Below are 21844 nucleotides of genomic sequence, written 5' to 3' on the forward strand. Positions count from 1 at the left end.
CGGAGCGTCTTAAAGTATCGTATCTATTTCAGGACCGGCGAAAAGCACAATCCGTCTTAGCACAACTTGCACAGCCCCTTTTCTCAGGTTCCTCCGAGCAGGCTCCGGATGTGTCGACTCCGATAATCGCTGTAACCGATTTGAGAGGCGCCATGAGGCCGCCCTCCGTGAGCGTCAAACCGATTCGTTTGGCGCAGTCGAGCACCCGAAAAATTTTTCGTTGGTCTTCCAGCGGCCAGTCACCGTATCCCGGAGAAAACCGCGTCCGGTATGTGTAATAAGAAGGCAGTTCCTGTTTCCATATTTTTTCCTGCTCATCAATATACGTTTCAATCAGCGCCGTGCCTACTGCCTGAGCAGCGGCGCCTTCGGCAATACTGCGCAGACTGAGCCGCCGCAGGGCCAGGTCAAACCGGCTGCCCAGCGTCGCCCCAAGCAGAATGAGCTGTGAACAGCCTTTCAGATGCTTGGCAAGCTGCGTTCCCGTAAAGGCCGTACCGTTACTGATCTGTACTTTGCCGGGATGCTCTGCTGTACCCTGCACGATATCACAGTGCCATAGCTGATGAATGCTGCGCGGCTGCAGTTCGTCCTTTACGGATAAGAACACCTGGTTCACCAAGCCGTGAGCCTCTTTGTCTTCCGGACGGGCACCGAAATAGCGTACTGCTTCCGCCTCATCAAAAGGAATGGGAAACGTACTCATGACCCATCCTCCCTTCGAATGATTTTACAGTTTAATAACTTCCGAAAGAGCGCTGCGGATGCCGCCGATGACTTCCGGTTTATTCATCGTATAAATATGGATATGGTTAAACCCATTGGCAATAAGGTCCATAATCTGCCCAATAGCATAAGCCATACCTGCCTGTTTCAAGGCTTCCGGGTGATCCGAGAAACGTTCGACCATAGCGCGCAGCTTGGACGGAATCGGAGTCCCGCTCAAGAGGAAAATCTTTTCCACCTGTTTGGGATTCGTAATCGGCATGATGCCGGCAACGACCGGTACCGTAATGCCCTTTGCCATCAGACGGTACATGAAGTTATAAAACATGTCGTTATCAAAGAACATCTGCGTAACGAGGAAGTCACAGCCGGCTTCGACCTTGATTTTCGTATGTTCCAGGTCCTCATCCAGCGTTCTGGCTTCCGGATGGCCTTCCGGGTAAGTCGTGCCGCCGACGCAGAAATCACCATAGCTTTTAATTTCTCTGACAAGGTCGCTGGCGTGAGTGAAATCACTGTCCGGCATCTTGTCCATTCCCTCCGGCCGGTCGCCGCGCAGGGCGAGAATATTCTGGATATGGTTGGCCTTCAGCTGATCCAATACACTTTCAATATCCGCCTTTCTGGCACCTACGCACGTGAGGTGTGCCAATGCCGGAACGCCTGTACGCTCAATTTCAGCGGCGATGGATACACTCTTTCCCACGGCCGTTCCGCCGGCTCCGTAGGTTACACTCATATAGTCGACACCATTTTTGGCAATGGTATCCACAATTTCGAATGCATGCTGCAGCTCTGTTCCCTTTTTAGGCGGGAACAATTCACAGGACACTGTTACTTTCGGACTGTTAAGCAATTCACTGATTTTCATTCTTACTCCCCCTACGCGAAATTGGTTCGCCTGAATTATTTTTTCATCTCTTTTCAGCCATAAAGACGCTGCAATGCGCCTAGTCAACCGAAAAACCTGGTTATATCCTGTTTTTGTTGTTACGGCTTCCCTTGCTGCCATTTGTGTTAAAAATAAGATTGTGCATTATTATATCATATTTGTTTCGTATTTTTTCGTAAATCATTAACATTTTTCTCATTTTCTTTTTGAAATTAAGAAACTACTGAAAAGCATTGTCGTAATATCAGAGAATAAACTACTTTAGAAAGTGAATACAATAACATCCGGACAAAGATGACAGGATGATTGTCAAAAAGTCACTCAACTAATAAAAGTTGTCGCAAAAGTAAAATTATCATATATAATAGAGAAATAACCCGCAACGAAACAGGATTTTAAAACGATTCAGAAGGCAGGCGTTTTCAGTTATGGCTCACACAACAACAAAAGATATGACCACGGGCAGTATTCCGCGGCTTCTCCTTGAATTTGCCCTGCCCCTTATGGTCGGCAACATCTTTCAGATGCTCTACAATACGGTAGATTCCATTGTGGTAGGGAACTTTGTAGGAACCGAAGCCTTAGCCGCCGTCAGTGCCACGACGATGGTCACCAATATGTCAGTCTTCTTTTTTAACGGTTTTTCCATCGGTGCCACGGTCATCATCGGAAAATATTTTGGTGCCAGAGATTGCAAGACACTCCATCGGGCTGTGGAAACTACGATGGCTGCGACTTTTATTCTCTGTCTGCTCTTTACGGTCTTTTTCCTCACGGCCAATGACTTCATGCTCGAGTTCATGAAGACGCCGGCCGATGTATTTGACGAAGCATCCCTTTATCTCCGAATTTACTTTGCCGGCGTAACCGGTCTTCTCATCTATAACATGGGCAGCGGTGTTCTGCGGGCCGTAGGCGATACGAAACGGCCTCTGTATTTTCTGATGCTCACGAGCGTTCTGAACATCATTCTGGACCTGGTCTTTGTCCTGGTGTTCCATATGGGAATTGCCGGCGTGGCCTACGCGACTATCATCGCCCAGTTTATCTCTGCAGCGGCAACCATGGCAGTGCTCATCCGCACAAACGACATCTATCAATTCAGGTTCAAGGATCTGTGCCTTGACCATTTTTTGCTGAAAGAGATATTCCGCGTGGGGCTCCCTACCGCCATTCAGAGCGTCATCACGTCATTCTCTAATATTTTTGTTCAGTCCTATATTAATTTCTTTGGAGCGACCATCATGGCCGGCTGGGGCTGCTACAATAAGATTGACCAGTTTGTCATGCTTCCGGTCCAGTCCATGGCTATGGCTTCCACCACCTTTGTCGCCCAGAACGTGGGAGCAAGACAGGATAAGCGGGCCAATGACGGAACCGTATCGTCCATCGTCCTGAGCCTTGGTATCGTGTTTGTCATTATTACGACGCTCGTCATTTTTGCCGACACGGCCCTGCGCTTATTTACCGGCGATGAAGCCGTTATCGTAGCCGGTGTCGATTTCATCCACGTCAACCTGTTCTTCATGCTGTTTAACTGCGTAAACCAGGTTCTTGCGGGTGCGCTCCGCGGCCGCGGCGATTCCGTAGCGCCCATGCTGATCATGCTCTTTTCCTTCGTGCTGGTCCGCCAGATTTACCTCTATATCATGAGCAACTATATCAGCAACACGCCGCTCACCGTAGGCTTCGGTTATCCCGTAGGCTGGATGACCTGCTGCGTGATAGAAGTTTCCTACTTCTACCTCTTCTGGAAGCACAGACCGAGATGAGAGGAAAGAGGAACAGTGAATAGTGATTTGTACCGCAGTACGGGCAGTTTGTTAAGGGAAGATCAGGCAGATAGCCGATAGCAGTCAGCAGTTAGCAAAAAGATAAAAAGGCGCCTTTAGCGTCTGGCTTTTAGCCTCGGCGATAATAGTGTGTTAAAGCTATTGATTCAAATAAAATATGATATAAAACCTGAAATTTAGCAGTTAACCTAAATTTTAGGTTTTATTTTTATAAGTTTGAAGAAAAATGCCTTGGTCATTTTTCTTCCATGAGCGGACGGCAGAAAGCGTGAAAAAGGGACTATAAAATAATGCGTGTGCATTATTTCACAGTCCCTTTTTTGATCAAGCCACTACAGGATAATGATTTGACCGACGGCGCCCGAAAAATCCTTGTGGCCTTTCTTTGTTAATTTAGTCTCAATTATTTTTGTACATGCTTTACCCTGGCTATCTTCTAACCTGCCGTCTATTTCGTAATTTTCTCAAATCCAAGACCAAGGATTTCCGTAGCTTCTGTCACGATGACAAAAGCAGTGGGATCGGTTTCCTGAATAATTTTTCGAAGCGCATTGAATTCCGATCTCCTTACGGCACAAATCACAATGCTTTGACCGGCATTGGAATATGCACCTCGGGCACTGACAATAGTCGCTGTGTGGTGCATTTTACCAATAATAGCCTGCGACAAGGCTTCAGAATGCTGAGTGATAACGGAAATCTGAGATTCGCTTTGAAATCCATACAAAATAGTGTCAATCACTTTCGTTGTTGCATATAAACAGACAAGACCGAACAAACCGGCATCCACATCCTTGTACACAGCAATTGAAGTCAATAAAATGATGCCATTTAAAATCAGAAGAGCCCGACCAATAGAAAAGTCAGGATGTTTCTTCTGCATGAGGTATCCCAAGATATCAGCTCCGCCGGTAGTACATCCCGCCATAAAAATAAAAGCCATACCGATTCCCGCAATAATACCGCCGTATAAACTGCCAAAGAGCCTGTTTCCCAGATATAAAGGAACATAAGGGGTCACGATATAATCCAGGATGGCCGAAGACAGAAAAATTGTGAGCGTCGTCTTGACTGCAAACTGATGACTCAGACCTTTCCAGCCCAAAATGAGCAGCGGTATATTGATGACAAAAGTCATAGCACCGACAGGCAGGCCGAAGAGGTAATTGAGCATCAGGGCCACACCGGTTGCTCCGCCAGGTGCAATATGAGCCGGACTTACGAAGCAAGCCATCCCCACGGCGTAAATGAATGAACCCAGGAGAACAAGCAGTCCCTCTCGGCGGCTGAATAACGACATTTGAGGACTCCTCCTTTCAAAAATATGTATTCAAAGTTATCTGCCCGGCACGATGACTCGTGCCGGGCAGATAACTTTTGAAGTGACATTAGGAAAGAAAGTAAGCTCTTTCTTACTTCTGAGAGGTGGCTATTTTGCGGCAAATGAAAAGCCGTTCCATACCGGTTTTCCGGTAAAGTCTTTAGCTATTTCTTCACCTTTTAACACTCGGATTGCCCCCGCAGCCAATGCTTCCATTTCAAATTCACCGGCCATGACTTCTACCGGTGCGATGAACCCAATCATTTCTTTCAATTTTGACGTAACATATTCATCATAGGAAATACCACCGGTCAGAATGATGGCGTCTGCCTTGCCATGCAGCACTGCGGCCATGGCTCCTACTTCCTTGCCGATTTGATAAATCATTGCATCATAAATAAGACGGGCATAGGCATCTCCTGCGTCGGCACGAGCCTTGACTTCACGGGCGTCTGCCGTTCCAAGATGGTCGACAAGACCGCCGGTTTTCGTCATTTTCTGATACATTTCCTTAGCCGTATAGCGCCCGGAAAAACACATTTCGATGACATCCCGCACCGGCAGTGTTCCGCAGCGCGTAGGTGCCATTGGTCCATCTCCCCCGGCAATATCATTGGAATCAATCATTTTTCCCAGGGAATGAGCCGTTACAGAAATGCCTCCGCCGAGGTGGCAGATAATCAGGCGCAGACTGTCATAGCTGCGTCCGATTTTGGCCGCATACCGAAGGGCAATTTCCTTCTGGTTCAGAGCATGGAGAGAACTATGACGATATACGCCCTTTAGTCCTGTAACCCGGGCCAGATGCTGGAATTCGTCCACTTCCGGAGGGTTGACCACGAAGGCCTTCGCCCCGTATTTCTCTGCGAGAGCGTGAGCAATCGGGGCTCCCAAAATGGCAGGATGAACGACCGACGGATGGATACGAGCATAATCAAGTAAGGTACTGCTGATAGTATAGACACCGCTTTCGACTGTTCCAATTCCGCCGCCGCGGCTAGAAATGGCATCAACTCCATCAAGGGTCATCCCTGACTTAGCAAGGCCTTCCAAAATTTTTTCCTTACGGTATCCGAGCTGGTCCCAGACTTCCTTAAAAGATTTCAACTCCTTGGCACTGTGCTGGATATTTTCCGAATAGACCTTTTTCGTTCCTTCAAACATCGCCACTTTGGTCGATGTTGATCCTGGATTAATAACAAACACCTTATATGTTTTCATGGATGACGCTCCTTACTTCATAAGGATCGGGTACAGAATACCGAGCCAGATAACCATGAGGGCGCCCCCGATGCGAGTGGAAATTGATGCAAAAGCCAGGAGATTCATTCGGTTAGCCGCAGTCAGGACTGCAATATCACCGCTGCCGCCAATGTTGCAGCAGCAAAGGCCGGCCGTAACACCGCATTCATAAGGATACAGGCCGGTCAGACGGCCAAAGAACATGGCGCCAAGGAAAGCACCCATAACGCCGATAAAGATGACAAGGAATACCGGAACCGTAAAGTATTCCGTCAAAGCCGTAAACTTGAGGGAATTTACCCCAATCCCAGCAATGAGCATCGGAAGAAGCGCTTTCAGAGCAAAGTTCATAGCGTAAACAGCGTCATCCATGATGTCGTTTTCCACAACACCAGTACACTTAACGATGATTGCAATGATAATGGACCAGGCAAGTCCGGCAATATGACCGGTGACCGGAAGTTTACCTAAGATATAACCCATAAGATAAACAACCAGGCAGATAAAGATACCGCCGCCAAGGCGTGAATAATCGAGGGTCGTAGTGGGACGTTTTTCTTCTTCGGTAATCATATTTTCCTGTCCGATAAGAATCTTCCCATCCCCATTGAGTCCGTGGATTTTGGAAGTAATGCCATTACCCAATGCAGCAAGAACAACAGCCAGGACATTGGCAATGGAAGCATAGCAAAGGAACTGCCCGGCCATGCTTGTCATGTCTTTACCACTGAGTTCCGTATAAAGAATTGGCAATGTCGTCATGGCACCTGCGCTGCCGCCCGACATACAAGGTGCTCCGATGTAGAAAAGGCCTTCTGCACCGCCAAATCCAATCAACTTGCCGCCAAGATAGCAGGCAATAAGTGCGATGGCCTGGCTTCCAACAATAGCAGGCATGTAGCGAGCTGTTGCTTTTAAAATAATTTTCCGATCCATGACCAGCACAGAACCAATGAGGAGGGCTGCGATGTACATATCCTGGAATCCCCCGCGCATCACTGTACGGATTCCGTTTTCGAGGGGTTTAGGAATGAGCCCTACGTAGTTCAGCCAGGAAGCACCGATAAGCGGTAAAAGGCAGGCACCGCCCAAGTAATTATTCACAATGGGAATTGTGTTGCCGAGCCAAAAGAAGAGACCTCCGATGGCCATGAGAAAGGCAACTGTCATTACATAACTGGTAACTACATAACTTCCGGATGCATTGGAATAAATTTTTGCAAGAGGCATAAAATTTCCATAGACTGCGATAAGGATAACGGCGAACAATAGGAAAAACGGTTTCGGGCCCATGCCGCAAACTTTAAATTTAATTTTTGAAGTATCCATTTTTACTCTCCCTTACTGCTTTGCAAGAAAGCGCATCTATAATCCACTTTTCTTAGCTTTCAATTTGCTTTTTTGGATGTCATTGCTGCCATAACGATAGCTAGATATTTATCCGTTACCGTAGCGGCCCGGGAAACGAGAATAACCGGCACTAAACCGCCGACTACAACGCCGCCAGTTTTACAGCCGCCCAGCACAGTCAGGCTTTTTGCCGCAAGATTTCCCGCTACAATATCCGGGACGAGAAGGATATCGGCGTCCCCCGCAATGGGAGATTCATATCCTTTGATAGCACAAGCTTCCTTATCCATGGCAAGATCGAGGGAAATCGGGCCTTCCACAATCGCGCCAGGAATCCCTTCTTTCTTGATTTCTTCCGCTTCTATCGTCTGAGGTAATTTCGGATTGACTTTCTCCATTGCCGAAAGCACAGCAATCTTTGGATTTTTTTCTCCCAGATTACGATAAGCAGCCACTGCATTCTGCAGCGCCATTTGCTTTTGTTCCTTTGTCGGGTAGGTCAGGAGCCCGACATCGGTAATGGTAAAAAGTTTATGGTAATGAGGGCTTTCCATAAAAGCCAGGATATTCATGACCTTGGAACAGGAAATCCCGTATTCCTTATTGACCAGCACTTTCATAAGCGTCTTGGTATCCAGATGTCCTTTCATGATGGCATCGACTTTACCTGCCCGGGCCAGTTCACAGGCTTTTTTCGCACACTCCGAAGGGTCATCGATAGCAATAATCTCGGTTCCTTTCGGATCAATGCCTTCCTCTTTCAAGATAGTTTCAATACCCTGACGGTTCCCGATGAGAACAGGCGCAATCAGATTTTCTTTGTAAGCGCGCAGGACTGCTTCCAGCGTATGGAGATCCTGAGCAGCTACCACAGCAACCCGACTTTTGACCGGATCCTTCAAGAGGCGGTCTACAAGTTCAGCAAAGTTCTTAATCATTTCTTTGTCCTCTCTTTTTATAAAGTTCTCGGATCCGTTACGACACCGGTCAAAGCGGTAGCCGCGGCTACTGCCGGACTTGAGAGGTACGCCAGCGTTTTCTTTGTGCCCTGCCGGCCAATGAAATTCCGGTTTGCCGTCAGGAGGATGCGTTCATTGTCATACATAAGACCATAAGGCATACCGCAGCATAGACCGCAGCAAGGATGGGAAATCACGCAGCCGGCCTCAATAAAGTCTTTAATATATCCGGCAGCAATTGCTTCTTTAAATACAGTGTTAGTGGCCGGCACAACAATAACGCGAAGATGGTCGGGGACATGATGCCCGCGGAGAATATCAGCTGCAACCTTCAAATCTTTCAGGCTGCCGTTTGTGCAGGAGCCAATATAAACTTCGTCCATCGGAGTTCCCAGTACTTCACTGATGGGGTGGACATTATCAACACCCTGAGGGCAGCTGAGCTGCGGTTCCAGTTGGCTGACATCGTAGGTCAGCACTTTTTCGTAATGGGCATCGTCATCAACTTTGATCCAGTCGATATCGGAAAGAGGCATTCCGTAATAGGCCGCCGTTTTTTCATCAGCTTCGAAAAGTCCGCTCTTGGCACCTGCTTCGAGTGCCATATTGGCAACAGTAAAACGAGCGTCGAGTGACATTTCATGGGCTGCGGGACCTGTGAATTCAAGTGATTTATACTGAGCTCCGGAAGCAGTGATATCTCCCAAAATGCGAAGAATGATATCTTTCGAAAATACTCCTTTAGGGAAGTGTCCTTTCAAGACGACTTTAATGGCTTCAGGGACCTTAAACCACAGTTCTCCCGTTGTCAGGGCCGCGGCCATCTCTGCCGTGCCGATGCCGGAGCAGAAACATCCTGCTCCACCGTAAGTCGTAGTATGTGAGTCTGTGGCGGACTGCACTTCCCCCGGCTTGGCATAAAATTTTTCATGCATCAGAGAATGGCAGATACCTTCTCCGATATGCAGTTTCTTAATGCCGTACTCTTTAGCAAGCTCAAGGCCCGCATCGTAGTGAGCTGAATCATTTTTGGCAACGGCCGTTGGCATGCAGTGATCGAAAACGATGCAAACTTTATCGGGATTAACAATTTTTTTCGTACCCATTCGATGCAGTGTATCAAGAAGATACGGTGTATAAATGTCATGAATCATAAGAAAATCAGGATGCGTAATGACAATATCCCCCGGCTTTACATTCTCGACTCCGGCATTACGACGCAGAATTTTTTCTGCAAGAGTGAACCCCGTGCGGCGAAGGGAAGCTTCGCTCAGTTTTGGCAGCTCCGGTGCCTTATACCCGGATGCTACTTTTTTCTTGGTATCTTCCACCAGGCCGCCATGTTCGACAATGTCCAGCAGATTCTGAGGAATGGCTCCAACCACAAACGATTTCCCATTGGCACTTACTTCGCGTTTTTCGAGGTCGACCGTAACAATATCCCCGCCTTTCACGACATCCTGGATACCATCGCACTGCAAAAGAATGATGCCATTATTGAAAGCATTGCGGAAAAAGATACGGGCGAACGACTTGGCGATGATGCAGCGCACTCCATTATGTGAAAGCACCGTTGCTGCCTGTTCGCGAGACGAACCACAGCCGAAATTCTTGCCGGCGACCAGAATATCTCCGGGCCGAACCGCTGTTCCAAATTCCGGTTTCAGCAGTTCAAACGCATATTTTTTCATTTCTTCAATGGTCGGGATTGTACCGCGCTTACCGGGAATGATGGTGTCCGTATCGATATCATCACCGAATGTCCAGATTTTTCCTTTGAATCGTGTTTCCATAACGCTTCTTCCCTCCTATTCACAAGCGGCCGCCATAATACTTTCGACGGAAGCCGTATAGATAGACGCGTCATCACAGCCCATAGCTCCTTGATAGGTATAAAGACCTGTCGTAAGAAGCGTCTCATGATGGCCGATTACACCGGCCCCCTGAGAAACGATGTCATGATCTCCGGTTGCCTGAATCTGCGCATTGAAATCGATGAAGGTTGTAATCAATCCTTCTTCAAGTGCCTGCAGATATGTTTGCGATGTAGCCGGACTGATGGATAAGCGGAATCCGCGTTTCAGCTTCTTCCCCTGCATCAAGGAAGCAGCAAGGCGAAGGGAATCAATATCTCCCCCATTCATCCCGGCAATCTGGCCGGCTTGAATCGGCTGCCCTTTCAGTTCTTCAAGAGTGCCAAATTCCGCTTCCATTTGGGTATATAGACTGGTGCAGGGTTTTCTTACCATACGCGTTACCTTGCTGAGATCCAGCATTTGGCCGGGTGCTCCGCCAGAGACGGCGAAGGCAGTTACGGCTCCCGTGTCCACAGCCATTTCACAAAGCACTTCTTTTTCATGAGTGGAAAGCTGTGGGGCAATAAATTCTACGGCTTTTCCAACCAAGTTCCGATTTCTGCTCAGAAAATTCAAGGCAGCATCAATGACTCCGACTCCTTGAGGTAATTTACCGGTCACAGCAACCGAAAGGGTTTGGGGAACAATCATCTGATATTCGTCAGACTCCAGAACACGTGCCAGTTCTGTATGGCTGAGGCCAAGACCCATGGCCCCCACAGAACCCAAAATGGAGCTATGACGCGTGCCCGTAATGACAATGTCTCCGGCAGTAATTTTCTTTTCTTCCAACAGCCACTTCTGGGCAATTCCCTTCGCCTGGTAAAAGGTCAGGCCATTCTTTTTGGCAAAATGCAGGATTTCCTCAAAAACTTTAGATTCTTCCGGAAGTCCTGCCGGAACATTGTGATCATAGACAACGATTGCTCTGTCTCTAGCCTTTACAGAGGAAACAAGTCCTGTTACTTCATGTCCAAAACCGTTCGTCACAAGAACAAGGGTGGGCTTTACGCAAACGGCTGTACCTTCGAGTGCGCCAAGGATTTCTTCAATTCTGCTCATCGTAATCTTCTCCTTTGCCGGTAAGCAGGGAAATCCCGAGGGACTTCCCTGTCCGGCGGTCAGTTTATTCTCCGGCGAGTTTCTTATAACGGTTGTAGCGTTCCATTGCTTCTCTATGGCACTTTTCGTACAATGCTTCGGCTGCTTCCGGGAAGGAGCGCTTCAAAGAAGCATAGCGAGTTTCGCCCTGCAAGAATGCATCAAAGTCTCCCTGCGGTTCCTTGGAATCAAGGACAAACGGATTCTTGCCGGCTTTTCTTAATTCAGGATTGAAACGGTACAATTGCCAGTAGCCGACTTCCACGGCTCTCTTGATTTCATCCTGAACTTTTCCCATTCCACAGCGCAGGCCGTGGTTAATGCAAGGCGAATAGCAAATGACAACGGACGGTCCATCATAAGCTTCAGCTTCGCGAATTGCAGTCAGTGTCTGCTGCATATTGGCACCCATTGCGACCTGAGCCACATAGACATTGCCGTACTCCATAATCATGGCTCCCAAATCTTTCTTCTTATTAGGTTTGCCGGCAGCTGCGAACTGGGCGACGGCACCGGTCGGCGTAGCCTTGGAAGCCTGTCCGCCCGTATTGGAGTACACTTCCGTATCAAACACGAGGACATTGACATCGGCACCGGACGCAATCACGTGATCCAATCCGCCGTAGCCGATATCATAGGCCCAGCCATCGCCGCCGAAGAGCCAGACGGATTTCTTGGTAAGCTGATCCTGATTTTTCAGTGCATAATCCACATCGTCTTTTACAGCACTTCCCTGATATTTCTTAAGTGCCAGAAGCATTGCGTCGCCGATAGCACGGGCATCTTCTTTTTCATCTTTCCTAGCCAGCCACTGATTGGCAGCATTAGCCAGGGCAGCATCATCAGAATCTTCGGCAATCGCAGCAATATGATCGGTCAAAACACTTCTTCTCGCATCATCAGCCAGTTTGATACCAAGTCCGTATTCGGCGTTATTTTCAAAGAGAGAGCCACCGACAGCAGGCCCATGGCCTTTCTTATTCGGCGTATACGGCATACTCGGGAAACACGTTGCCCAAACCTGGGAGCAGCCGGTTGCCGTTGCGATATACATACGATCACCGAAAAGCTGCGTAACAAGTTTGGCATACGGAGTCTCACCGCAGCCCGGGCAAGCCCCGTTGAATTCGAGTAACGGCTGATTGAACTGAGAGTTTTTAACCGTTTTTGTTCCCAGCGGATTGCGTACTTCCGGCAGTTTGGATGTATAATCCCAACCTGCCTTCTGTGGCATTTCCTCATCGAGAGAAGTCATAGTAAGTGCACCAGCCGGGCAAACATTGACGCAGGAGCCACAGCCCGTGCAGTCAAGAACGGAGACAGCCATATGGTAGTCATAGGATTCAAGCCCCTTTCCGCGAGCCGGTACTGCCTGTAGTGTTTGAGGAGCCTTTGCAGTTTCCTCCTTGGTGAGGAGCAGCGGGCGCAGGATTGCGTGCGGACATACATAGGAACACAAATTGCACTGAAGACACTTGGAAGAATCCCAATGGGGAACACGAACCGAAGTACCGCGTTTTTCGTAACGGCTGGTCCCCTGTGGGAACATACCGTTTGCATACGGAACAAAATCAGAAACCGGAATATCATCGCCGACTGCAGTATTGACGCGGTTAAGGATTTTATCCACATAGTGCGAAACGGAGGCTTTCTCAGGAAGCGGCTCATTACTGCAGGAAGCCCAGGCTTCCGGAACCGGAACTGCTTTGACTTCCTTGACCCCGGCATCTACAGCCGCATAGTTCATATTGACAATCTTTTCTCCTTTACGGCCGTAAGATTTAAGAATGGCATCCTTCATGTACTTCACAGCATCATAGATAGGGATGATATTGGCAATCTTGAAAAATGCAGCCTGCAGAACCGTGTTGGTACGGGAACCCAGACCCAGTCTGAAAGCAATGTCCACAGCATTGATGATATAAAGGTGAATGTGTTTCACGGCAAGATCGTGCTTCATTTTGTCCGGGAGACGCTTTTCCAGTTCTTCCGGTTTCCATTCGCAGTTCAGCAGCAGGTTGGCGCCGTCCTTCAAGTCCTTTACCACATCGTACGTATGAACATAAGACTGGTTGTGTACACCGACAAAATCAGCTTTCTTGACGTAGTACTGAGAACGAATCGGCGCTTTACCAAAACGCAGGTGAGAGCGCGTCAAACCGCCGGATTTCTTTCCGTCGTACTCAAAATAGGCCTGTACATTCAAATCGGTATGATCACCGATAATCTTGATGGTGTTTTTATTAGCTCCGACAGTCCCGTCGGATCCGATGCCCCAGAACTTGCAGCTTATGGTACCTTCGGGCACGATATCGAGTTCTTCGCCATAGGGAATAGAATGATGTGTCACATCATCGTTGATGCCGATTGTATAGTGATTAGCTGGAGTTTCATGGGTCATATTCTCGAACATGGCCGCCACCATCGCCGGCGTCGTATCCTTACCTGCAAGGCCAAAACGGCAAGCCAATACTTTAAACGTACGATCCGTATCATTCAAAGCCGAAACAATTTCTTCATACAGCGGTTCACCTACGGCCCCGGCTTCCTTGTCACGATCAAGTACCGTCAAGACTTTGACCGTCTTCGGCAGAGCATCGACAAAATGTTTTACGGAGAACGGACGGAAGAGATGAACTTCCAGATAACCGACTTTTTTACCCTGTTTTCTCAAATAATCAACAGTTTCCTGAGCCGTACCGGCAATGGAACCAAGGCCGGCAATCACGTATTCGGCATCAGGGTCGCCGTAATAATTAAACAGATGGTAGTCACGGCCCGTCAGCTTATTAATCTGGCCCATGCAGAACTCCACAACGTCCGGTAAAGCTTCATAATAAGGATTTACAGATTCGCGCTGCTGGAAATAGGTATCGTCGTTTTCACCAGTTGTGATCAGGGTCGGATGATCCGGATTCAATGAACCGGAGCGGAACTTATCAAGTTCGTCATAATCTACAAGTTTCTTTAATTCGTCATAATCGAGACAATCCACTTTTTGGATTTCGTGAGAAGTCCGGAAACCATCAAAAAAATGCAGGAAAGGAACATGACCTTTAATGGCGGATAAATGTGCCACAGCCGCAAGATCCATAGCCTGCTGTACCGTAGAAGAAGCTAACATCGCAAAGCCCGTCTGACGGCAGGCCATAACATCGGAGTGTTCGGCAAAAATAGAAATTACGTTGGTGGCCACATTACGGCTTGCTACATGAACTACAGCCGGTTGGAGTTCACCGGCGATGCGGAACATTGTCGGAATCATTAGCATAAGGCCCTGAGAAGCTGTATAACTTGTCGAAAGCACGCCCGCATTAGAAGCACCATTGACCACTGAAATAGCACCGCATTCAGACTGCATTTCCACAAGTTTGACCGGCTTTCCGAAAATATTCTTTTTGCCGTGAGCTGCCCAGGCATCCACATGCTCAGCCATTGGAGAAGACGGCGTAATCGGATAAATAGCAGCGACTTCCGTAAATGCATAGGAAGCATACGCAGCGGCTTCATTCCCATCCATTGCTTTTTTGTACATCATGATTACCTCTCTTTTTCTTTCCTGAATTTACGTTTTTCCGAAGCTTGCCTAAGGCATCGGGAAAGGGAATTTACGACGGTTTTTATTCTAGTTTAACGTATTAGTAAATCGTTTTACTAAGGTTATTCTAATTTTCTATTTTTTACTTGTCAACACTCAAAAATGAGAAAATTTTAAATGCCGTTTTTCTGACCTCATCCCTTTATTTGAAAGAAAGCCCCAACTCAAGCCAAAAATTAATTCATAAATTTATCAAATCCAGTGTGATTTTTACGTTCTATTAGCCTGGAAAATATGATTCTGCATTGACATTTCTGCTTTTCGTCGATAAGATGATTTTGATTCGTTTAAAATCGTTTTACTAAAAATATTTCTTCCCACGACGTATGAAGTGGGAAGCTCTGATAGCAGGTGATTTCAATGTCTACAATCAAAGATGTTGCGAAAGCTGCCGGAGTTTCTCCGACTACGGTATCCATCATCCTGAATGGTAAATCGGAAGATCGAAAGATTTCCAAAGCCACTTATGACAACGTGATGAAGGCCATTCAGGATCTCGATTATCATCCTAACCTTTCTGCACGTCGTCTCCGGTTCAACGATTTAAAAAAGCCAGCTCTTGCGTTTTTCTGGCCGAGCGATCACCGGACTCCGATTATGGCCACTTTTGTTAATTACATTCAGCAAGAACTCACGCTGCATAATTACGACTGTGAGTTTATTATTCAGACTTATAAAAACGACCATCTCTGTGAAAAAGCGGCTGCTTTTGCAAAAAACACTTACAATGCGATGATTATCGGTGCAGCTTCCTTAAAGGATGTAGAATTTCTTGAATCCATTTCCTCTCAAACACCAATCATTTTGATTAACCGTAATTCCGAACGTTATTCGAGTGTGAATGTCGACGATTCAGCAGTCGGCCGTGAGGCTGCCCGTCTTATCTACGCCAAGGGCTGCCGCCGGGCCGCACTCCTAGCATCCCGCATGCCATACGTGGCAACCGGCATCCGCACACGCGCCTTTCTAAGTTCCTGTCAGGAACTTGGTATCGAAATTGCTGACAATGCCATCATTCGCTGCGAAAATACGATTGCCGGAGGTGTCGAAGGCGCCGCAGCCTTCTGCCGTCTTCCCGATCCTCCCCGCGTGCTTTTCTCTGAATCGGAGCAAAGCGCGGTGGGTGCTTTGTATACCTTTTACAAAAACAACGTCCATGTTCCCGATGACGTGGAACTCCTCTCTATGTCACTCATGAGTCCCGAAAGCACGATGTATACGATTCCACCACTCAGCGTCATTGAAATTCCTCAGTCTGAAGTCAGCCGGGAAATCGTGAATATGCTCATGAAACTACTTTCAGGCACTATAAAAGGTCCGCTGCATAAAGTGCTGCAGCCTAAGGTTGTATTGAGAGAAAGCTTTACGCTATAATTTTTTAGATAAAATGACATGATAAAACGGGACTGCCGCCATGATAGCGACAGTCCCGTTTTCACGTTCGGCATCTGTAATTTACCGTCTGCAAAAGATGAAAAACTGCTTGTTCCTTTTTACACCCCCTATTTTTATCTTGACAAAACACTTTCGATGAGATACGATGTGTTTAGTTCTAGTATAACGTTAAACTAATCTATTTTCCTAAGGAATTGGATTGCCTGTCCTTCCTGTTTAGTACTTTTTTCAAAAAGGATGTGAGTACTTTGTCTTTTTTTACTAAAACAAAGCCCTATTTTGCAGAAAATCCTCACCCTCTGCAGTTCAACAGTGTTGAATTCAGAGATGGACAGCAATCTCTTTTTGCCACCCGCATGACAACGTCCGAAATGCTGCCACTGTTGGAAGCTATGGATAACGTTGGTTTTGCCTCTATGGAAATGTGGGGCGGCGCAACATTTGATGTGGCAATCCGTTTTCTTGGTGAAGATCCGTGGGAACGCCTGCGCCTCTTCAAACAACACGTTAAAAAAACACCGCTTAAAATGGTTCTCCGTGCCCAGAACCTTGTAGGCTATCAAGCTTATCCGGATGATGTTGTGGAAGACTTTGTTGCCCGGGCTGCCGAAAACGGTATCGATATATTCCTGACCTTTGATGCTTTGGGAGATTTGCGCAACTGTGAAACTGCTTTTAAGGCTATCAAAAAGGCCGGTAAGACCATCGAAGGATCTCTGCAATACAATATCAGTCCTTTTAATACCATTGAATCCTATGTGAAAAACGCAAAGGAACAAGTAGAAATGGGAGCCTCTTCCATTCATGTGGAAGATATGGCAGGACTCATGACACCCCAAGCGGCATTTGAGCTTATTACTGCACTCAAAAAAGAGCTTACCGTGCCGGTACATCTGCACGCACATTGCGTCGGTGGGCTGGCAGACATGGCTTATTGGGAAGCAATCCAAGCAGGGGTAGACGGACTCGATGTCTGTGTATCTTCTATGGCATTCAGTTCCGCTCATCCTCCCCTTGAAAGCTATATCTCCGCACTGCGTGGTACGCCGCGGGATCCGAAAATTGACTTAGGACAATTTGATGCTATCAATAAACAGTTTCTGGAAGTACGTCGTCGTCATGCCGATACAGCAACAAAACTCGTCGGCGTAGATGTAGGATGCTTGAAACATCAGGTACCCGGCGGCATGCTTTCCAATCTAGAAGGGCAGCTCAAAGCTATGAACATGTCTGACCGGCTGCCGGAAGTTCTGAAGGAAGTGACCCAGGTACGCGCCGATATGGGGTACCCTCCCCTTGCTACTCCATCAAGCCAAATCTGCGGTGCTCAGGCAACTGTTAATGTGCTTACCGGGAAGCGCTATTCCATGATTTCCAAGGAAATGACCGATTACTGCCGCGGCCTTTACGGAATGCCTCCCGGAAAAATCAATCCGGAACTTTCTTCGAAAGCACTCAAAGGAAAAACATCTGACTTCAGTCGCCCAGGCAGCCGCATTGCACCGGGACTTGAAAAAGCCCGCAAAGAAGCGGGAACCCTCGCCCGCTGTGAGGAAGATGTGCTGACTTATGCGCTCTTTCCCGAAGTAGCAAAAACCTTTTTAGCCAATAAATACAGTCGTTGATATAAAGGAGTCTTAACGATGAAGCAAACTGATGAAAAAAAATTAATTCGTTCTCGGGAGATTCTTAAAGAACTGAAGGAAGCACGCGGCGGTTCGGTAATGGCATCTCACCGCAAAATGGGAAACGATCCGAATCTTGTAAATATGTTTCTTCAGCAGTATGTAAACTGCAATAAAAAAGATATCAATATACCGCGTAAATATCGTGAACTGATTGTCATGGCCATCGGCATGGCCAGCGGCACGGCAACCACAATGAAAGTTCATTCCAAACTGGCCCTGGAAAACGGAGCGACACTTGATGAAATTTTTGAAGTCATCCGCATCATTTTCTTCACTTGCGGAGTAACCAAACTGCTCCCTATCCTGGAAACGCTCGATATAATTGAACCAATTGAAGAAGATTAACTTCGGCTATTCAAAGCAACCTCTTATAAAATAAACAGCCACACCTCGCAGTCAAAAAACGGCTGCGGGGTGTGGCTGTTTATTTTTCATCATTTATTTCCGTTAACATCGCCTGATGTGCGGCAATATGGTAAGAGCTTCGGGCAAAAATAATAAAAAGGCGTCAATTAACTATAGACTATTTCTATAAGTTCAAACCAATATGGTCATAAAAGTTTTGCCTCCACAGGCAGACATTGACTTGCCGGCTGCAAGTGAATATTTCCGAAAAAATGACTACCGCAAGATAGCAAAATTTTTTCACAGCGCCTGTTATTTTTTCTAATGAACCTGCTATTCTATTAACTCAGCTAATTCTCTTAAGGCTTGCAGCTTTGTAAAAGCCGTTTCCCAATCTTTTCCGGATTACTTGAGCAGCCAAAACCACAATTCCTTCCCTAAAGTATTCTTTTTTACTTCGTACTTAATTAAAAATTCAGCTCCGGCTTAGCCCCAGCCTGGGAACAGATGACCGCGCATATGCTCCCTCATCCATTGTGTCGTCATATGGAGTTCGTTCCAAAAGTTCCTTATAGACAGCTCATTCTTTCGCAGAATAAGAAGTTTTTTCTCATCCTTCCAAAATCTTTAAAGCCGGAATATATTTTTTCTGCACTCGTTCCTTATCTTTGGGAGTAGGTCCATCGGGAAAACGGGACAAGTCCATATTCATATGAAGGTCGGCTAGTTTGACTTTCCGTGCTGCCTCATTGCCGCTGTCTTTGATTTTTTGGACATAGTCCAGGTATGGCGTAGTTTTATCATGGGTCAGGAGTTTCAGGGCTGCAATGACATCGGGACTGAATTCCTTTGCCAGCTGCTGCATGGTCACATCCGTATCTTCCACCGTGTCGTGAAGCAGGCCCACAATAATAGCTGTTTCATCGTCCCCTACATTGGAAGCGACTGTCATCGGATGATAGATATAATCCTTGCCGGCCTTGTCTTTTTGTCCTGCATGGGCCTTTTTAGCAATCTGATAAGCCTTCTGAATCGGTTCACTCATCTTCATAAAATCTTTCATGTTTCTTTCTCCCTTCTCGTTACCGTCCATTCCGGTAAGCATCTCCCAGTGACATTTCGCCTGCTTCGACAAGTTCCTTATTGATCTGATACAAGTCAAAATTTTCTTGTTCCAAAAAATAAGCCACAATCAAATCGGCTTTGGACGCTGTCGAAAAGGCATATCCTGCCCGCATGAGCAGTTCTTTTGTCTGTTCAAAGGTCAGGTGCATCAATACGGCAAGCGTCAGAATAGTACGCTTTTTAGGCAGGCTCTCTCCCGAGCGAATGCGGGAAAAACTTTGCCTGCTGAGATTGGCTTTATGGTACAGTTCGGCATCCCGGATACCCCGGAGGTCCAGAAGTTTCATTAAATAGACATGGAAAGGCTCTTCCTGGGCGTCAAGAAGCGCCGACAGCGGATGACCCTTGACCTGCTCGATATGATCCCGGTCCTCCACGGATACAAGCCGCTCCCCTGCCAGATTCTGCGGACGAATCGTAAGGTACTGCATGGGCAGGGACTTGGAACTATCCGACGTTTTTGCAAATGCCTTCGGCGAATGGAAACGGTCATAAAGACTTTCCGATGCCGGTTCATAATACCGCTTCAAATAAGCCTCCAATGTCACACACATCAACCTCCTGATGCTCTTATGTCTCTATTATAGTACAGCAAGTGGAAATTGGTGAGAAAAATGATGGACAGTCAAAAGATAAAAAGGCGCCTTTGGCTTTTCGCTTATGGCATTTAGCATTGGATTGGTACTATCTTCTGCCACTTTGTAGCCTCCTCTTTCCGACTGCGTGGAAGGAGGTCCCAAAGGAATACCCAACCTGACGGTTTGGTTTAATGAGAGGCAATTTTTCTTTCACGAGCGATTAGCAACCTATGTCTACACACACAAAAAAAGACCGCCGCGTTTGCGGCAGTCTGTCTAATCAGAAGCTTTCTATCAATCTGTATCCCTTGCCCTGCAGGAAGGTTTCCGTTTCCGGTTCATCCGTCTGCATCACGACAATCGGACTGGAAGTCTCACGGTCAAAGGAAATGTAGAGGTAACGGATGTTGACATTAGCCTTTTCGAGGTTAGCCAGAATCCGGTTCAAAGTACCCGGTTTATCGGAAGCCATATCCACGGCAATGACGTAGTCGATACGGCACTGATAGCCGGCACCGGTGAGTTGTTCCTTAGCTTTTTCCGCATCATCCACAATGATGCGGACGATACCGAATTCCGCGCTGTCCGTAGCCAGCATCGTATAAATATTGATATTCTGCTTAGCCAGTTCGTTCGTGATTTTTCCCAGAGCGCCTTGGGTGTTAGCAGCAAAAATAGAAATTTGTTTCAGCATGATAACATGTGCCTCCCTTAATAGTCCACGCGGCCTGCCAGTTCCTTGATCAGGGCTTCCGTCTTTTCCCAGCCCAGGCAGGGATCGGTAATGGATTTGCCATAAACCCCTTCTCCGATTTTCTGGTTGCCGTCTTCGATGTAACTTTCAATCATAATACCCTTGACCATCTTCTTGAGGTCCGGGTTCATATGACGGCTGTAGAGCACGTCGTTGGCAATACGAATCTGTTCCAGGTATTTCTTGCCGGAATTAGCATGGTTGGCGTCGACGATGACGGCCATATTCTGCAGATCCCGCTTCCCATACTCATCGTAGAGACGAACCAGGTCTTCATAGTGGTAGTTCGGCAGACTCTTGCCAAATTTATCTACATACCCGCGGAGAATGGCGTGTGCCAGGGGATTGCCCTTGGTCCGCACTTCCCAGCCGCGGAAGAGGAACTGCTGCTCATGCTGAGCAGCCGCAATGGAGTTCAGCATCACGGAAATATCCCCGGACGTCGGGTTCTTCATGCCGACAGGAATCCCGACACCGCTTGCAATCATGCGGTGCAGCTGGTCTTCCACAGAGCGTGCGCCGATTGCTGCGTAGGAAATCAAATCGGACAGATACCGATGGTTTTCCGGATAAAGAATTTCCTCAGCGCAAGTAAAACCAGTTTCACGAATCACACGAGCGTGCATTTCACGGCAGGCAATGATGCCCTTCAGCATGTCTTCCTTGCCCTCCGGATCCGGCTGGTGCAGCATGCCTTTGTAACCAACGCCGATGGTACGGGGCTTATTGGTATAGACACGCGGAATGATATAAATCGTGTCCTTGACTTCTTCCTGAACCTTGGCAAGACGGTGGCAGTAATCAACCACCGCGTCTTCATTGTCCGCGGAGCATGGCCCGATAATCAGCAGAAAGCGAGGGTCCTTGCCCGTCATAATGTCGTGAATTTCCTTGTCACGGCGCCGTTTTGTTTCATAAATGGCCGGTTCCACAGGATGTTCCACCTTGAGCTCCTGGGGAGACGGCAGTTTGCGGATGAACTCCATTTCAAGTTCCATAAGATGCCTCCGATAAAAAAGAGTTGAAAGTATTATATCACAAAAGGGGAAAAAGTGGTTAGTAGATAGTCGCTAGTACAATCCCGATGGAATCAACTTCAGGTGATTTTTAAAACGAGCAGA

General features: G+C 47.3%; 17 protein-coding genes and 1 pseudogene. 4 read left to right on the forward strand and 14 right to left on the reverse strand.

Features of this window, described 5'->3' with window-relative positions; genetic code table 11:
- Positions 1-28: 28 nt before the first annotated feature.
- Positions 29-706: a Vitamin B12 dependent methionine synthase activation subunit gene (locus tag LKE33_11915; protein ID MCH3951621.1), complete on the reverse strand. Its 678-nt coding sequence runs from the start codon at positions 704-706 to the stop codon at positions 29-31.
- A 24-nt stretch (positions 707-730) separates the two neighbouring features.
- Entirely contained in the window at positions 731-1597 is an 867-nt protein-coding gene (locus tag LKE33_11920) for a methylenetetrahydrofolate reductase (protein MCH3951622.1), read from the reverse strand.
- Positions 1598-2046: 449 nt separating this feature from the next.
- Between LKE33_11920 and LKE33_11925 the strand changes: the two genes are divergently transcribed.
- Entirely contained in the window at positions 2047-3390 is a 1344-nt protein-coding gene (locus LKE33_11925; protein ID MCH3951623.1) for an MATE family efflux transporter, read from the forward strand.
- Between the two features lie 469 nt (positions 3391-3859).
- Here the strand turns inward: LKE33_11925 and LKE33_11930 are convergent, their stop codons facing one another.
- The 8 genes and pseudogenes from LKE33_11930 to nifJ all read right to left on the reverse strand — a co-directional run bounded on the left by LKE33_11930 (position 3860) and on the right by nifJ (position 14775).
- Positions 3860-4711, reverse strand: coding sequence for a YitT family protein (locus LKE33_11930; protein MCH3951624.1), 852 nt, complete (start codon positions 4709-4711; stop codon positions 3860-3862).
- Between the two features lie 129 nt (positions 4712-4840).
- A complete protein-coding gene (buk, locus tag LKE33_11935) occupies positions 4841-5953 on the reverse strand; it encodes a butyrate kinase (protein MCH3951625.1) in 1113 nt (370 codons plus the stop codon).
- A gap of 12 nt (positions 5954-5965) precedes the next feature.
- Positions 5966-7303: a 2-hydroxycarboxylate transporter family protein gene (locus LKE33_11940; GenBank protein MCH3951626.1), complete on the reverse strand. Its 1338-nt coding sequence runs from the start codon at positions 7301-7303 to the stop codon at positions 5966-5968.
- A gap of 59 nt (positions 7304-7362) precedes the next feature.
- Complete coding sequence (locus tag LKE33_11945) at positions 7363-8262, reverse strand: phosphate butyryltransferase (GenBank protein MCH3951627.1); 900 nt, start codon at positions 8260-8262, stop codon at positions 7363-7365.
- Positions 8263-8279: 17 nt separating this feature from the next.
- Positions 8280-9614: an aconitase/3-isopropylmalate dehydratase large subunit family protein gene (locus LKE33_11950; GenBank protein ID MCH3951628.1), complete on the reverse strand. Its 1335-nt coding sequence runs from the start codon at positions 9612-9614 to the stop codon at positions 8280-8282.
- Positions 9591-10076: pseudogene (locus LKE33_11955) on the reverse strand (3-isopropylmalate dehydratase). The gene LKE33_11950 and the pseudogene LKE33_11955 overlap by 24 nt, the downstream one beginning before the upstream one ends.
- A 15-nt stretch (positions 10077-10091) precedes the next feature.
- Positions 10092-11201, reverse strand: coding sequence for an aconitase family protein (locus tag LKE33_11960; GenBank protein MCH3951629.1), 1110 nt, complete (start codon positions 11199-11201; stop codon positions 10092-10094).
- Between the two features lie 64 nt (positions 11202-11265).
- Entirely contained in the window at positions 11266-14775 is a 3510-nt protein-coding gene (nifJ, locus tag LKE33_11965) for a pyruvate:ferredoxin (flavodoxin) oxidoreductase (protein MCH3951630.1), read from the reverse strand.
- A 423-nt stretch (positions 14776-15198) separates the two neighbouring features.
- On the opposite strand from nifJ, the gene LKE33_11970 reads away from it, so the two are divergent.
- The 3 genes from LKE33_11970 to LKE33_11980 all read left to right on the forward strand — a co-directional run bounded on the left by LKE33_11970 (position 15199) and on the right by LKE33_11980 (position 18266).
- Positions 15199-16212 (forward strand): LacI family transcriptional regulator, encoded by a 1014-nt coding sequence (locus LKE33_11970; protein MCH3951631.1) that lies wholly within the window; start codon positions 15199-15201, stop codon positions 16210-16212.
- A gap of 269 nt (positions 16213-16481) precedes the next feature.
- On the forward strand, positions 16482-17858 hold the full coding sequence (locus LKE33_11975) for a pyruvate carboxylase subunit B (GenBank protein MCH3951632.1): 1377 nt from the start codon (positions 16482-16484) through the stop codon (positions 17856-17858).
- Positions 17859-17876: 18 nt separating this feature from the next.
- A complete protein-coding gene (locus LKE33_11980) occupies positions 17877-18266 on the forward strand; it encodes a carboxymuconolactone decarboxylase family protein (GenBank protein MCH3951633.1) in 390 nt (129 codons plus the stop codon).
- A 610-nt stretch (positions 18267-18876) separates the two neighbouring features.
- Here LKE33_11980 and LKE33_11985 read toward each other — a convergent pair.
- From LKE33_11985 to LKE33_12000, 4 genes are all read right to left on the reverse strand, one after another.
- Complete coding sequence (locus LKE33_11985) at positions 18877-19329, reverse strand: HD domain-containing protein (GenBank protein ID MCH3951634.1); 453 nt, start codon at positions 19327-19329, stop codon at positions 18877-18879.
- 19 nt (positions 19330-19348) lie between these two features.
- A complete protein-coding gene (locus LKE33_11990; GenBank protein ID MCH3951635.1) occupies positions 19349-19939 on the reverse strand; it encodes a helix-turn-helix transcriptional regulator in 591 nt (196 codons plus the stop codon).
- 310 nt (positions 19940-20249) lie between these two features.
- Entirely contained in the window at positions 20250-20663 is a 414-nt protein-coding gene (locus LKE33_11995; protein MCH3951636.1) for an amino acid-binding protein, read from the reverse strand.
- A gap of 17 nt (positions 20664-20680) precedes the next feature.
- Positions 20681-21721, reverse strand: coding sequence for a 3-deoxy-7-phosphoheptulonate synthase (locus tag LKE33_12000; protein MCH3951637.1), 1041 nt, complete (start codon positions 21719-21721; stop codon positions 20681-20683).
- Positions 21722-21844: the final 123 nt, after the last annotated feature.

This window comes from Acidaminococcus sp., assembly GCA_022482815.1.
GTDB lineage: Bacteria > Bacillota > Negativicutes > Acidaminococcales > Acidaminococcaceae > Acidaminococcus.

Excerpts from the sequence above, each read along its gene's own strand:
- LKE33_11915 (MCH3951621.1), bottom strand. The coding sequence starts at position 706 with ATGAGTACGTTTCCCATTCCTTTTGATGAGGCGGAAGCAGTACGCTAT.
- LKE33_11920 (MCH3951622.1), bottom strand. The coding sequence starts at position 1,597 with ATGAAAATCAGTGAATTGCTTAACAGTCCGAAAGTAACAGTGTCCTGT.
- LKE33_12000 (MCH3951637.1), bottom strand. The coding sequence starts at position 21,721 with ATGGAACTTGAAATGGAGTTCATCCGCAAACTGCCGTCTCCCCAGGAG.
- LKE33_11980 (MCH3951633.1), top strand. The coding sequence starts at position 17,877 with ATGAAGCAAACTGATGAAAAAAAATTAATTCGTTCTCGGGAGATTCTT.
- buk (MCH3951625.1), bottom strand. The coding sequence starts at position 5,953 with ATGAAAACATATAAGGTGTTTGTTATTAATCCAGGATCAACATCGACC.
- LKE33_11940 (MCH3951626.1), bottom strand. The coding sequence starts at position 7,303 with ATGGATACTTCAAAAATTAAATTTAAAGTTTGCGGCATGGGCCCGAAA.
- LKE33_11925 (MCH3951623.1), top strand. The coding sequence starts at position 2,047 with ATGGCTCACACAACAACAAAAGATATGACCACGGGCAGTATTCCGCGG.
- nifJ (MCH3951630.1), bottom strand. The coding sequence starts at position 14,775 with ATGTACAAAAAAGCAATGGATGGGAATGAAGCCGCTGCGTATGCTTCC.
- LKE33_11930 (MCH3951624.1), bottom strand. The coding sequence starts at position 4,711 with ATGTCGTTATTCAGCCGCCGAGAGGGACTGCTTGTTCTCCTGGGTTCA.
- LKE33_11995 (MCH3951636.1), bottom strand. The coding sequence starts at position 20,663 with ATGCTGAAACAAATTTCTATTTTTGCTGCTAACACCCAAGGCGCTCTG.
- LKE33_11960 (MCH3951629.1), bottom strand. The coding sequence starts at position 11,201 with ATGAGCAGAATTGAAGAAATCCTTGGCGCACTCGAAGGTACAGCCGTT.
- LKE33_11970 (MCH3951631.1), top strand. The coding sequence starts at position 15,199 with ATGTCTACAATCAAAGATGTTGCGAAAGCTGCCGGAGTTTCTCCGACT.
- LKE33_11985 (MCH3951634.1), bottom strand. The coding sequence starts at position 19,329 with ATGAAAGATTTTATGAAGATGAGTGAACCGATTCAGAAGGCTTATCAG.
- LKE33_11945 (MCH3951627.1), bottom strand. The coding sequence starts at position 8,262 with ATGATTAAGAACTTTGCTGAACTTGTAGACCGCCTCTTGAAGGATCCG.